This window comes from Pectobacterium brasiliense, from assembly GCF_016950255.1.
GTDB classification, from domain to species: domain Bacteria; phylum Pseudomonadota; class Gammaproteobacteria; order Enterobacterales; family Enterobacteriaceae; genus Pectobacterium; species Pectobacterium brasiliense.
This window is the reverse complement of the sequence record NZ_JACGFN010000003.1, coordinates 154,979-169,488: the sequence shown is the minus strand read 5'-3', so window position 1 is coordinate 169,488 and position 14,510 is coordinate 154,979. Positions and strand designations below refer to the sequence as shown.

General features: G+C 55.2%; 10 protein-coding genes and 1 pseudogene. 1 reads left to right on the top strand and 10 read right to left on the bottom strand.

Going from position 1 to position 14,510, the window contains the following annotated elements; all coding sequences use genetic code 11:
* Positions 1-73: 73 nt before the first annotated feature.
* The 10 genes and pseudogenes from envZ to H4F65_RS19980 all read right to left on the bottom strand — a co-directional run bounded on the left by envZ (position 74) and on the right by H4F65_RS19980 (position 13,311).
* Entirely contained in the window at positions 74-1,435 is a 1,362-nt protein-coding gene (envZ, locus tag H4F65_RS20025) for a two-component system sensor histidine kinase EnvZ (RefSeq protein ID WP_010277715.1), read from the bottom strand.
* Entirely contained in the window at positions 1,432-2,151 is a 720-nt protein-coding gene (gene ompR, locus H4F65_RS20020; RefSeq protein WP_005969424.1) for an osmolarity response regulator transcription factor OmpR, read from the bottom strand. Before ompR ends, envZ begins: the two co-directional genes overlap by 4 nt.
* Before the next feature lie 363 nt (positions 2,152-2,514).
* Positions 2,515-2,925, bottom strand: coding sequence for a ParB N-terminal domain-containing protein (locus tag H4F65_RS20015; RefSeq protein WP_010277720.1), 411 nt, complete (start codon positions 2,923-2,925; stop codon positions 2,515-2,517).
* A gap of 68 nt (positions 2,926-2,993) precedes the next feature.
* On the bottom strand, positions 2,994-4,154 hold the full coding sequence (locus tag H4F65_RS20010) for an ABC transporter substrate-binding protein (protein ID WP_010277721.1): 1,161 nt from the start codon (positions 4,152-4,154) through the stop codon (positions 2,994-2,996).
* A complete protein-coding gene (locus H4F65_RS20005) occupies positions 4,147-5,397 on the bottom strand; it encodes an MFS transporter (RefSeq protein ID WP_010277723.1) in 1,251 nt (416 codons plus the stop codon). Before H4F65_RS20005 ends, H4F65_RS20010 begins: the two co-directional genes overlap by 8 nt.
* Before the next feature lie 60 nt (positions 5,398-5,457).
* Positions 5,458-6,629: pseudogene (locus H4F65_RS20000) on the bottom strand (NAD/NADP octopine/nopaline dehydrogenase family protein).
* A gap of 10 nt (positions 6,630-6,639) precedes the next feature.
* Positions 6,640-7,656 carry a PLP-dependent cysteine synthase family protein gene (locus tag H4F65_RS19995; RefSeq protein ID WP_010277727.1) on the bottom strand — a complete coding sequence of 339 codons (1,017 nt, stop codon included), beginning with the start codon at positions 7,654-7,656 and terminating at the stop codon, positions 6,640-6,642.
* Positions 7,657-7,669: 13 nt separating this feature from the next.
* A complete protein-coding gene (locus H4F65_RS19990) occupies positions 7,670-9,073 on the bottom strand; it encodes a Y4yA family PLP-dependent enzyme (protein WP_010277729.1) in 1,404 nt (467 codons plus the stop codon).
* Positions 9,074-9,114: 41 nt separating this feature from the next.
* Positions 9,115-11,328: a TonB-dependent receptor gene (locus H4F65_RS19985; protein WP_039320290.1), complete on the bottom strand. Its 2,214-nt coding sequence runs from the start codon at positions 11,326-11,328 to the stop codon at positions 9,115-9,117.
* Positions 11,329-11,409: 81 nt separating this feature from the next.
* Positions 11,410-13,311 (bottom strand): IucA/IucC family protein, encoded by a 1,902-nt coding sequence (locus H4F65_RS19980; protein ID WP_010277740.1) that lies wholly within the window; start codon positions 13,309-13,311, stop codon positions 11,410-11,412.
* Positions 13,312-13,561: 250 nt separating this feature from the next.
* On the opposite strand from H4F65_RS19980, the gene H4F65_RS19975 reads away from it, so the two are divergent.
* Complete coding sequence (locus H4F65_RS19975; protein WP_010277743.1) at positions 13,562-14,443, top strand: HpcH/HpaI aldolase/citrate lyase family protein; 882 nt, start codon at positions 13,562-13,564, stop codon at positions 14,441-14,443.
* The last annotated feature ends 67 nt before the right edge of the window (positions 14,444-14,510 follow it).

Here is a 14,510-nt window from a genome sequence, read left to right as displayed (position 1 = left end):
GGTAAGAAAACCATTACGAAAAAGGCGCGGAATCCGCGCCTTTCTTATTCATGCCAGTGCTGCCCAAAATTGCTTATGACTCTTTTGCGACACCCGCATCTGCTACCGCGACGTCCGAGAGCAGCGGCAGATACGCGCGGACGCAGAGCCCACCGCGTTCGCTTCTGCCGACATCCAGCACGCCATTGTGCGCATCGATAATACGCTGCACAATCGCCAGCCCCAGCCCTGTACCGCTAGTGGTTCGCGCGCTATCGCCACGCACAAACGGCTGGAACAGGTGCTGTAACTGATCGGGCGCGATGCCTTCTCCGTCGTCTTCTACCTGAAACCAGACGCGCTGTAGTTCACGTCCAGTACTGACTTTTATCCAGCCGTTCCCGTAACGTGCCGCATTCACAACCAGATTCAGCGCCGCGCGTTTGATCGAAAGGGAGCTGATGCGCACCAGCAGTTCGCCGGTAGCAAAATCGCTGTCGATCTGGCGTTCATAACCGCTTTCCGATGCCACCACTTCGCCCATAATGGCGTTCAGGTCGGCCACTTCCGTCTGCATTTCCTGACCGGTACGCAGGTAGTCGAGGAACTGCTCAATAATCGCATTACACTCTTCAATGTCCTTATTGATCGACTCCGCCAGATAGTCATCTTCCTTGCCCATCATTTCGGTCGCCAGACGAATTCGCGTCAGCGGCGTACGCAGATCGTGACTGACGCCCGCCATCAGCAACGTGCGGTCATCGGCCAGCAGCTTCACGCCGGAGGCCATCTGGTTAAAGGCACGCGTCACGGAACGCACTTCAGAAGCACCATACTCACGCAGCGGCGGCGGAATAATGCCTTTACCGACCTGCAAAGCCGCATGCTCCAACTCAACCAAGGGTCGGTTCTGCACCCGAATAAATAGCCACGCGCCGCCAATCACCAGCAGCATTATCGCCAGCGTATAGCGGAAGAGCGGCGAGAAATCGCCCTGATGAATTTCGGTGAGGGGAACGCGCACCCAGATATCCGGTGACAGCCAGGTTTTCAGCCACACCACCGGCGTATTCTTGCTGACTTCAACCCGCACATCCGTCGGGCCGCCCAGCTGTTGCGCCATCTGGTCACTCAGAAACTTGTAGTGTTGGGCCCAACGCAGGCCGCTTTCCTCCGCCGCCGCATTGGTGTACAGCGATATACCCAATTCGCGGTAAATCTCACGCCGGAACGCAGGCGGCACCTCAAGCGTGGAGCCATCTTCCAGTTGCAGACTGTCCGTCATCAGCATTCTTACTTCGTATGCCAGCACTTTATTGAACTGCTGCAAACTCGGCAGAATCGCGAAGTTGAGCACCACCAGATAGGTGGTGACCAAACTGACAAACAATAACGTGACAATCAGTAGCAACGTCCGTGCAAATGAGCTGCGCGGAGAAAAACGCCATTGCATCATGCCTTACTGCCGTCCGGGACAAACACGTAGCCAAGACCCCACACGGTCTGGATATAGCGCGGGTGCGCCGGATCCTCTTCCACCATGCGGCGCAGACGAGAAATTTGTACGTCGATGGAACGCTCCATCGCGCTGTATTCACGACCGCGGGCCAGGTTCATCAGCTTATCGCGGGACAGCGGTTCACGTGGGTGGCTAACCAGCGCCTTAAGCACGGCAAACTCGCCGCTGGTCAACGGCATCGGTTCATCATCGCGGAACATTTCGCGCGTGCCCAAATTCAGCTTGAATTTGCCAAACGCGATAATGGCTTCTTCCTGCGACGGCGCGCCCGGCAGTTCGTTCGCCTGACGACGCAGCACCGCACGGATGCGAGCCAGCAATTCACGCGGATTGAAAGGTTTAGGAATATAGTCGTCCGCGCCGATTTCCAGCCCGACGATGCGGTCTACTTCTTCCCCTTTCGCCGTTACCATAATGATCGGCATCGGGTTACTCTGGCTACGCAAACGACGGCAAATGGACAACCCATCTTCGCCCGGCAGCATCAGGTCCAGTACCATGAGGTGAAAGGATTCACGGGTTAGTAAACGGTCCATCTGTTCAGCATTGGCTACGCTACGTACCTGAAAACCCTGCTCAGTCAGATAACGCTCTAACAGCGCACGCAACCGCATGTCGTCATCTACAACCAGAATTTTATAGTTTTCTTGCATTCTCTTTCTCCAAAGGCGTAATAGCGCCGACACTGCTATTGTTCAGAAACACACGAATTACTGACAGTCGTTTCTGGTATACATTCTAGGCAAAATTGTTACAAAGCATATTAAAATTCGTGTAATCAATCATTTCCTGTGCTGTCAGTCATAAAATAATCGGCGTTTACGCAGGTTACAGCTAGCAAAGCGTGTCGTTTATGACAATCCTGATTAAGGAAGATTATCGCTCACGATGATTATAGTAACGCCGCTACCAATAAAAAGGCACGGTAGCGGCAAAAGCAGGAGAAAAGCGAAGAGAAAGGACGTTGCCGACTGAATTCAGAACGACAACGTGAAGCGGTTGACGCATCGCGATGATTAGCGCATAAGTTCATCCAGCACAACACGCACCGACGGCAGCGCAGGCTGGAAAAAATGACGCGTCGTCTTATAGGGAAATAGACTCTTTTCCGCCACAATCGTCTGCATAATCAGATTCTTGCAAAAAGGCTTCCCGGTCTTCCAATGGTAAACGGACACACGAGGATCGTCATAATCAAGCAGCGCACAAGGGATGTGCTTTAATCCCAGCTCGCTAGCCGCGCGTAATCGGTGATTGCCGTCCATAATAATCCCGGTTTCTTTCTCTATGGGTACGGGTGTCGTCCAGCAGCCACAGCGGCAAATATCCTCCATCAGACATTCCACGTTCGACATATCGACATTTTCAGAGGGAAGCAGGAACTGCACGGGCGTAAGAGCAATCTGGTAGGTCATACTTTCAAACACGCTCAACCTCCTGACATAAACAATCTCTTATAGCTCCGGCCAGTGCACCGGAGCCGACGGTGAGTGACTTACTGTGTAAGACTGACGAAATAGCCCGGCTGGTAATCAACCGGCAAGAACTGCTGGTGAAGCTGGCGGAAGGTGTCATCCGCGTTGAGATCGCGAAATAAGTCTGGGTGGAACCACTCGGCCAGTTGCTGAATGGCGATAAAGTCATACGGGCCATTGTAAAACTGATGCCAGATGGCATGAAATGCACGCTGCTGCTTGGCGATGCTGTTGGTGTAGGCCGGACGTCCCAAAAACCATTCAAGCCGCTTGCGCCCTTCCGTCACATCCTGCCCCGGCCCCAGACCAATCCAGCGTCCGCCGGGCACGAAGGCCTCAAAATTACCGCTGGTGATCACTACAATTTCCGGGTTTTCCACAATCACCTGTTCAGGGTGCATCTGCATAAAGGTGCTCGGCGCATTCTTCGCCGCAACGTTATCGCCACCGGCCAATTGCACGAATTTACCGAAGTTATCCGGGCCGAACGTCAGGCAACATTCATCGGTATAGCCACCCAGTCGCTCAATAAAAACGCGTGGGGAACGCGGTTTTTTAGCCGCCAGCACATCGGAAACGCGTTTTAGCTGTGCCTCACGGAATGCGAGAAAGGCTTCGGCACGAGCTTCCTGATTAAACAGCTTGCCGAATAGACGCATGGTAGGCGCCGTGTTTTCCAGCGGGTGATAGCGAAAATCGACATACACAATCGGAATGCCGACGCTGTCCAGTATCCGGTCATAACCCGCATCGACAATCGACCGCTGTGCCTCAATGTTCATAATGATGACGTCCGGCTTGAGCGACACCGCCTGCTCCACGTCAAACGTTCCCTTTTCCGTGCCGTCAAACGTCGGGATTTTTGCCAGTTGAGGGAAGCGGTCACGATACTGGTGCCACGTGGCCGGATCGGACTGAATCAGATCGCGCTTCCAGGCAACAATCCTTTTCGCCGGGTCTTCCCTGTCGAGCATCGCAACCAGATAAAGCTGACGCCCCTCCCCCAGCATGACACGCTGCACCGGCGTCTTGACTCTCACCTCGCGCCCCAACACGTCCTTGATGATGGTTGAGGTTTGCGCGGTTTGCTCAGCCTGCCCCGCCAGCGGCGACAGGCCTATCATCAACAGCGCGCTCAGCAATAACCGACGGCAATATTGCCGCGTCCAACGATTACACATTTTCGATATTTCCCTTCGTCGAGAGAGAGTCATGTTTTTCCGCCTGTATCCGCAGGCGTCGTAGCAGCATCAGCGCGACCAGGAAGGTCACCAGATACGCGGCACCAACGCAGAAGAACAGCGAACGTAATCCGGGGGAGTAGAGAACCAATCCGCCCAAAGAAATGCCCAGAATCGAGGCAAACTGGCTGACGCTTTGCGCCACGCCGAGTATGTACCCCTGCTGTCCGGCCCCAGCCGCTCGGGAAATCAGCGCCATCAGCACGGGCGTCGTCGCCCCCAACAGCACGCCCCACAGGAAGTACAGCGGGATGAAAATCGCAATATTCAGGATCGTAGCGGCCGTCAACGTCACGATGGCGCAGGCCAGCATGACCACACACAGGCGGCTCAGCGTCTGCGACAGCGAGAGATTTTCAAAATAGCGCGCCCACAGCGATGCAGAGACAATCACGCCGGTCGCCTGCAAGCCATAACACAGCCCGATAACCCACTTATCCACCTGAAAGAAGCCGTCCAGATAGAGGGAAAACGGCGTTTGCGGGATCATACGGCTGGTCAGCAGTAGGCCAGAAATCAGCAGCAGACCGGGAATCGGCGACAGCGCCCAGAGCCGCCTGCGGGGAAGGGCTTTCGCCTGCGCATCCGCAGGCGGAGCCGCAGGGACATCGGGGGCAACATGCGGTAGGAAGAGCGCCACGGTGATGCCGCACAGCGCGCAGAGGATCGCCGCACTCAGGTTGATCCAGAAGAAGTTCAGGTAATCGAGGATCAGCCCGCCGACAATCGCTCCCAGCAGCGATCCTACGTTGGTAGAGACCTGAAGCCAGGCAAACAGCCGCGTGCGCTGTAGCGGACTGACCACCGCGACGCCATACGCCTGCGCGGGCGCAATATAGCCCGCACAGGCTCCCTGAATAAAACGCAGCGCGACTATCGTCCAGATGTCGTTTGCCCACGCCAGCCCGAGCTGGGTTAACGCCAGCCCAAACAACGCGCGGATCATCATGGCTTTGTTGCCCAGCCGATCGCCCATCCTTCCCCAGAAGGCGCTGGTCAGCATAATGCCCAGCATCGGCCCGACGTACACGGCAATCCCCGCGATACTCAGTTCCGCACCCGATGACATACTTTCCAGATGCAGCGGCCAAAACGGCCCGCTCATCTCCATCGCCCCCATCGCCACTAGCTGTACGACAAACATAAAGTGGATGATGAACGCGACCTGTCCGCTCAAGCGCATGCGTCAGCTCCTTCTGATTTCACGGCGTCACCCGGCCTCATTTCCGCTACGGTCATCACGTCAACTCATCTCATCCGTCAGCCAGTGCGGCGGGAAATAGTCGGGACGATCCTGCGTCGAGGTTCCCATGTAATCACTGCACCACCGGTAGACTTCCTCAATGTACGGCACGCTAACGGCCAGGTTCTCCGCAATCGTCACCAGCAGGCTCAGGCCGTAGGCAATATCCTCCTGAAACACCCGATGCTGAGTATCAAACACGTACCCACCAGCGTCATGTTTTCGCAGCGGCAGACCGATGCCGTGATAAGCCTGATTGGTGCGCAGCACGGAAAGCATCGTGTGCGCATCGGCAATCTGATCGCCATAGGCATCGATAATCTCCTGCTTGAGCGGCAGCACCGAGTCCAGTCGCACACCAAGCCGCGTCTCCAGCGCTGCACACAGCCGCTGGTTCTCCTCGTCCATGCGTTCCAGATAATAGGCACCGAGTTCCGGGCAATCATTCCACCAGCATAGCGGCTGCGAGAGCGGTCGGGCATGCCACTGCCCGTAAGGACCGATCAGGCCGTAAATCACCGCGCTATGCATAATCGGGTTACCCGGCGTCAGCGTGATCTCCAGATAATCTGGCAATAGCACCACCGGCGCAGAATAGAGCCGTTGCAGCAGCGCCATCAGCGCCTGCTGGCTCGCAGCCGTTTCGCGCCGATGCGTGGCGACATACAGCGTGGCCTTTTCGCCGCCCATTTTGATCGACTGGCCCGGCAGCAAATCAAACGCAATGTGCGCGACGTCCTTCATGCCCCAAATCACCGCGTTTGGGCGCGCGCGGCCAGCTCACGTTCGGCCAGCCAGTCAAAGCCGCAAAAACCGGGAATTGCGCCGACATAAACCGGTTTATCGCGGGGAAGATGGGGAACAATCCGCGCCAGAAGATCGGCGCGGAAGTTGGCGGGAACGGTGATGATAACGACGTCCGCATCGCGGCAGGCTTCCGCCGGGTCGCAGGTCACGCAGTCCGGCGTGGCCGTCAGCGTCTCGCCATCCGGCAGCAACGCGTGTAGCCGTTTACCGTGCTGCTGATAGGCTTCCGGCAGACGAGGATGGCTGCCCAGCAGCGTCACCTTGACGTCTGGCAGTTGTTTAAACAGCACCGTGGCGAGATGGCCGGTCTTGCCGGCCCCGCAAATCACCACGTTAAGCGGCTGCCCGCTTAGCGTTTCGATCATCCTTGACTCCTTAGCTTGCCTGCTCCAGAGAAATCGCATTGCCCAGCCAGCGATCCAGATCGTGCCACACGCCGCTATCGATCAGGTTACGCGCCGCGAGCCACTCTTCGTTAAACACCGTGTGCAGATATTTCTCCCCGCCATCGGCAATCGCCAGCACGACGTTGCCGCCGATGCGATCCTGATAGATCAGCTCCAGCGCTTTATAGATCACCCCGCCCGTCGAACCGCCGACCAGCAAACCGTAGTGCCGTGCGATATAGCGTGCCGTTTCAAACGCCTGCGCATCCGAAACCTGCTCGCCACAGTCGATGCAGCTGTAATCCAACACCAGCCCTACGGTATCCCCCGCGGGCGTACCGGTGCCGGATTGATAGTAAGGCTTACCGGGGTGGCCGAAGACGATAGAACCCACCGGTTCAACGGCAATGGTCGTGATATCTGGATTATGGACTTTCAGGCCGTGCGAAATGCCCGTCATCGATCCGCCGGTGCCCACGCAGCCGACAAATGCGTCGATCTTGCCAATCTGGCTGAACAGCTCACGGACAAAATCGGCATAACCGCCTGCATTCGCCGCGTTATCCGACTGGTTCATAAACACCGCGCCGGGTATTTCCTGCGCCAGCTGTGCCGCCATGCGCTGGCGTTCCACCACCGCCACCTCATCTTCGCCGTAGTCGCCGGAGACGTAGCGAATTTCCGCGCCGAGCGCGCGCATGATGGCGATTTTGTCCTGTGCCGCGTGATGATCGACCACGGCGATAAAGCGCAGGCCATATTCAATTGACGCCAGCGCCAGCCCGATACCGGTATTCCCTGATGACGACTCGACAATGGTGCCACCGGGGCGGATTTTGCCTGACTTCAGTCCGGCAACAATCATGTTTCTCGCCATGCGATCCTTCATGCTTCCGCCGGGATTGTTCTTCTCCACTTTTAAAAACAAACGCGTATCCCCATAGGGAACCGGAATTTGTATAACGGGCGTATTACCAATCAAATCAGTTACTTTATTCAGGATCATGGTTCTGCTCCATTCAGTTATCACTGGAAAAAATCAGCTCACCTTTCTTACCTTTGAACGCACACAGGCGCGCAGGCAGCGGATGCCGATGAAACGCGTTTTCCAGCAGGTCCATCTGGTATCCCGCCGTATTCGCGTAAATCAGTAAATCGCCTGACTGCGGCACGGTTCGAAAATGAATCAATCGGTTCGTAATGACATCGTCGTCCAGACAGCTGTGTCCGGCGATCCAGGCTTTGCCCGGCACCAGAGGCGTGTCTTTTTTGACGGAAAAAACATGCAGAGGATCAATCAAAAACTCAGAGTTAAACCAGGTCTCACACGCGCTGAAGCTGCTGCCTTCCACAAACACAACGTGGTTGCCATCCGGCTGGCGGCGCGTGCGCGTGACGCGAAACACGGTAATCGCACTTTGGTCAGCCAGGCTGCGTCCCGGCTCAATCGCCAGAATCAGGCCGTGCTGCTTGAGCACGTCCGCCACGCGGTTCTGTCCGATTGAGGCGGACAGGAATGCCTCAAGATAGTCGACAGCCGAACGCTCACCGCCATACGGGTAAAACGAGGTCGGCACCTGACCGTGGCGGTAATCCGCCGCATTCTGCTTCGCTAAATAATCCTGATAGCGTGAAGCCGAAAGATATTGAATCGGCAATCCCCCGCCGATATCAATAATCGCGGGCTGTAATCCCTTTGACCGCGCCCGCTCCAGTAATGGCAGTACCTCAGCGAATGCCGCCACGCGGGTATCGGGCTCATAGCCGCCGAGATGGAAATGGAAGCCTTCCAGATGAAGCACAGCCTGTCTGGTGCTCAACGCCTCCAGGCAGATTGCAACCTCATCAGCCAGCATGCCAAACCGACTGGCCTGCGCGAACGATGGGCGATAGCGCAGCAGAACCCGCACGGGATCCGTCACGCGCAACAAATCCGCCAGCGCGAGCACCTCGTCGAATTCTTCCGGTGAATCCAGCACGATAAGAGCGCGATGATGAACCAGCGCCGTCAGGAACTCACGCGTTTTGGCCGGGCCAGTGGCGCACAGCCGCGCGCCGTCGCCGCCTGCCCGCAGCGCATCTTTCAGTTCCTGTAGGCTGGAAACATCCACGCCGACGCCCGCATTCACCGCCGCCTGTACCAGACCCGGCGATTTATTCACCTTTGCGCCGTAGTACAGGCGGCAGTCCACGTCGTGACGCTGCAACACCGTCCGCAATGCCGCGATATTGTTGGCCACGGTGTGCGGCCAGACAATATTCAGCGGCGACCCATACTGCTCAACCAACCATGACAACCTTTGCGGCGAGTTGAAAAGAAACTGCTCAATCTCGCTATCCAGATAAGGCGTCAGTCTCTCAGGCCAGTGGGCCTGCGCGACAGGGAGGGAAGACACTGCGGCAAAGCTAAACAGGTTGCTCATCGCTATCTCCTTAACGTTCGGTTCCTGAAAAATGCCTATCCTTAGAAATCAACCGCGACGGACAGCATCAGCGTCCGCGGCGTTCCTTGCGATACCGTGCTGAACGACGTCACGCCAGACCAGTAATTGCGGTCAAAGGCGTTCAGGACATCAGCTCGGAACGTGGTGGGCGCGTTGTAGATTCGCGTCTTGTAACGCGCGCCAAAATCAACGGTGGTCCAGGAAGGAATAGACTGGGTATTGATGGTGTTGACGTTTTGCTTCCCGTTATGGGTGACGTTGGCGTTCAGCGTCAGATCGCGCAGGAACGGCAGGTCATATTCCACGCCGGCGTTAGCCTGAAAACGCGACGTCCCCGGCGCGCGCTTGCCCTGCGCCCCCGGCGTCACACTTTTGGTCAGCTCGGCATCCAGCAGCATCAAACCACCGGTCAGGCGCAGATCCTCCAGCGGTGAACCGACGACATCCAGCTCGATACCCCGATTGCGCTGCTCGTTAGCGGTAACGAACTCACTACCCGCCCCGTTAACCAGCGCGCCGCTCGGCTTGGTGATCTGGAAGACGCTCAGCGTAGAGATCGTCCCCAGCGCGTCCACTTTCACCCCGGCTTCGTACTGCTTGCTCTTATACGGCGCAAGCACCTGACCCGGATTGCTCGCATTCGCAGGCGCAATATCTCCTTTACTCAGCCCCTCAATGTAGTTGGCATAGAGCGAGACGTGCTGCCAGGGTTTCACCACCACACCGACCATCGGCGTGATCGCATTTTTGTCGTAGGACGATGATGGCGCGCTATTACCAGGAACAAAGTTATCCGACTTGATCTGCTGATAGCGCAGCCCACCCGTGACTTGCAGCGCATCGTTCCAGAAGCCGAGCGTATCCGCCAATGCGATACCTGACAGCGCAGTGGAAGAACGTTTGCTTATCGTTGCAGGTGCGGGAATGTCAACGGGAGACATATATACGGGGTTATAGATATTAGTATTGAGGTCTGGACCAATTACACTTGTTGTTGCATGGCGATCCCGGTAATAACTGGTTTGGGCTGATAGTTTGTGTGTCACCGAGCCCGTTTCCACGTCAGCTCTAATACCCGTAGCTAAATTATAACGACTAACGGCGGCGCGATAATTCACAAGATAGGAAGCATTACTACTCGTTCTGCTCACATCACCATTATTATTCGTGACCTGCGGCACCTGCTCCGACAGTCGGCTCACGTGTGCGCTGGAACCGCCTAAATCGGTAAACCAGGTGACGTTATCCGCCAGATCGTATTCGGTATGCAGCAACACCGACTGATCTTTGGAGTGCCAGAACCCCCACGGCTGGGAAATATTAGTGTTGCCATCCGGTGCATCGGGCACGGTCACACCCTGCGCGAACGAATAAGGGCGAGACGGCGCACGGGTTTTCAGATGCTGAGTGATGAGATCCAACGTGGCGCGGAAGCGTTCTGACGAAAAATCCAGCCCAAGCGAGCCGACCTGTGTACGCTTGTCGCTGCCATCCCACACCGTGTCGCCGTAGCCGTAATTCCCGTTAAAACGCACGCCGAGCAGATTGTTATTGTCCAGCGCATAGACGCGGGAAATATCCGCATGCTGTGTGAGTTGGGAATCAGACTGCCAGCTGGTCGTGAGGCGGGTCAGATTTCCGACGGTGGTCGGGCGTTTGGTGACGGCGTTAATCACGCCGCCCACGCTGCTGTTAGGCGACAGCCCATACAGCAGCGCCGACGGCCCTTTCAGCACTTCCACCCGCTCGATGTAGTCAGTCATCAGCTGATAGTTGGGCGCAACACCGTAGACGCCGTTCATGGCGATGTCGCTCAGGTTTCCTTCATTGAGTGGAAAACCGCGAATGTAGTAGGAATCCAGCAGACCGCCCTGAGAACTGCTCACCCGCACCGATGCGTCATGCGCGACCACCTGCCCCAGCGTCTGTGCCTGTTTATTTTCAATAAACGATGAGGTCATGTTGCTGACGTTAAACGGCGTATCCATCACGTCCTTTTTGCCCAGCAGCCCGGTGCTGGACGACCGCGCCGACATGCCACCCGCGACCAGCCCCTGCACGGCATTCGCGTCTTTAGCTTCCACCACGATAGTGGAATCATCGCGCTCACCCGTTGCAGACTGCGCGGGTATCGCGATGCCGCTTAGCACAGCCGTTACGGCGATGGCCAACGCGGAGGGAATAGGAAAACGAGTCTTCCCGGTAGGTGGAGTGAAGTTCTTCCTGGCGTTCATCAACAAAGTTATCCATCTCAAAATGAGGAGTGAAAAAGATGCTCCCGTTTTCAGCCTGTGAGGCGGGAGCATCGCCATACATCACGATCCGATGCGGGTTTCTTCCTCTTCAATGAGGAAGGGATTGCTCAGACCGTGCTGAATCCGATAGTCGCGATATTCCTGGATATGCATGCGCAGCAGCGAACGCGTATACCAGGGCTGGGTCATAAACATGTCGCGTTCGGTCTGCCACAGCTCGCCATCAACGCGCGACTTCACTGCGTCAAACGCCGCGGCGGTTTCTTCTTTCATCACCTGCCACAGCCGGGCATCGGCAAAGCCGTATTCCGCGCTGAGCGCCAGCGCCAGTTCGTGCAGGTGGCTGACAAAGCAGGCGTCGACGACAAACATCCGCACGGGTTCGATGTCGTCTTCAAATACCGTGGGCAGAATGCCGGGCCAGACGTAGGGTTGCAGATGGTGACCGCGCTGACGCAGCAGCGGCGCATAGGTACGCCCGTCGCCGAAATCACGGATTAATAATCCCTGCGCGACACCTTCCGGTGAAAAGAGGATCTGGCTGTTCTGCTGATGCGCTTCCAGCCCGATGCCGTACAGCAGATAGATAGCGATAACAGGCCGGGTTACGGCGCGGACGTATTGGCGGAACCACGCTTCGGGGCCAAGCCCGGACAGCGTCACCAGCTCGGTGAACAGCGGCTGGTCGCGATGAGGCAGCGCCGTAAACAGCGTGGCGACGGTCACGGGCAGGGCGCCGTCGGTGCGTTCATAAATTCGAGCATCGCGGAAAACGACGGAGAGATGTTTGCCCGGTGCGTCATCCTGATGCACCGCGTGCTTGTAGTGGAACGCCGTCTCTTCGCGGAAAAACGCCAGCCGCTGCTCAAATCCGCCTTCCTGCGCCAGAATCGCTTCGATAATGGTGCTGATACGTGGCCCCATTTGGATGGATTTCGCCTGTAGGCTGCGCATTTCGCTAGTCATCCAGATGGCGACGGGGAGTTTGATGAAAGGAGAAGAAGGAGGTTCAACGGGCAAAACGGTACGGAACGACATACCCGGTAGCGTGATGAGATCGGGGCCGTCGGTAAGCAGAATCCCTTCGGCAATTTCATCCTCATAGTGGGATTTCACCCAGTTTTCCAGATGCCAGCTGTGGATAGGCAGCGGGAGCCACTGCGTCTCATCCAGCCCCTGTTGATTCAGGCGCTGCTTCCAGTCCTGCCAGAGCGCGGGGAATGCATGAGCAAACCACGAATGAAAATCATCGACGTGCGGCATGGATTCGACATACGCCATATCGCGGCGCAGCGCGGTAATACGCAGCGGCACGCGGGCGTTAAATTCGGGTGACAGCCGCTGGACGTCTTCGTCACTCAGTCCGGGGCGGGATTTCCAGGTCGGGTAGTAAGGGTGGCCTTCCAGCGATCCCCACTGATCGAGAAACATGGCGGCATCGCGAATGCTGAGCTGCCAACGCAGCCACGGCGTGAAAGCGTTCTGCCCGTCCTGCTGCATGGCATCGGCCACCTCAGCACGCCATTGGCAACGATAGCGCCGGGCGTTGGTATCATTACGAATACTGTTACCGACGTCTTTTTTCAGGCCACTGATACCGCTCTCGTCAGGATGAAAATCGAAACTGTCGCGAAGTAAATCAATCAATCGCTCGTGGCTGGTAACGGGAAAAGACGTCCCATCTGAATGAATGAGATAAATATTTCCATTATTAATATAGGTGTTTGCCGGTGATGACGAAATATCTTCAAATTTCAATATACCTTTGCCACCCTGCAAAGTCAGCGTTGCTTCCCTGGAATTACCCTCAATAAACCTCAGGTCATTTTTATTCAAAATTCCTTCTGCGAAAAAGCAGCGAATCAATCGCCTTAACGCGTTTTTATTTGAGTAATCAGAGAGAAAATCATCTACATCCTGATGTATATCCCTGTGTTTAATTTCGTCAACCTTGATATTCATAACCACTCCTCATACCGATAAAACAAGTAAAAACCGATTGCAGTAACGTATAAAAGGATGTCGTTAAATCTCGGGTTAACACGTCCCGAAATTTAATAAAAATGTCGTAATAGATGGATTGAAAAATAATGAACGGAAAGCTAGCATATTAACCACGACGATGTAAATAGGTATCATTCTTATTCGCAATTAATGCGTTACATTTTAATAAAACCGCATTTAATCAATGAACTAACAGAAGGAGAGCAGCATGGAACACGCTAAAACCTATCTCTTTGTGCCTGGTAATGCGCCCCACCGCTTTCAACAAGCCGTCTGCTGCGGTGCCGATGCCGTGATATTTGATTTAGAAGATGCTGTTCATCCTGATGAAAAAAATCAGGCTAGAGAAAATATTATCCAATGGGATAAAAACGATACGCCCGTCTCTGAAATAAATTGCAAAAAATATATACGTTTAAACAAATTTGGTTCAGTGGAATTCAGTGAAGACATCGAGTTTCTGAATAAACTTAATAATAAAGAAAAATTAAGAAATAACGCTCCATCCAAACATAAAAAAGACAAATGGGAAATTGTTTTACCTAAAATAGAATCCGCAAAAATGCTGCATGACGCGCGAGAAATGATAAATCGTAATAGATCGGAAACGGTTAATATTATTGCGATAATTGAAACCGCACAGGGGTTGCATCATGCAGAAGAGATTTGTGCAGCAGGGGTAGAAAGAGTCGCATTTGGCTCATTGGATTTCTCACTCGATATTCATTGCGATCAATCCTTGTATGCCTTGCTGTATGCCAGAAGCCGCATTGTATTAGCCTCCAGACTGGCCGACTTGCCGCCACCGATAGATTGCGTCAATCCTGACTTCACGCATCACGACCGGGTGTTAGCTGACGCATTACATGCGCGCTCGCTCGGCTTCTCAGCCAAACTCTGTATTCATCCCTCGCAGATCGATGCCGTTCAGCGGGCATTCGCGACGGATCGCAGCAAAATAGACTGGGCAAAGCAGGTTCTGAAAGCCGCCGAACACAGCTACGCTTTCCAGATAAACGGGGAGATGGTGGATTTACCCGTCATTGAGCAGGCCAGGCAGCTATTACGGGCGCAAAATGTAGATAACTAAACCTCTTGCGCCACTAGAACACTAAGGGGGAAATGCGCCTGCACAGCTTGCCGCGCGCTCCCCCTGC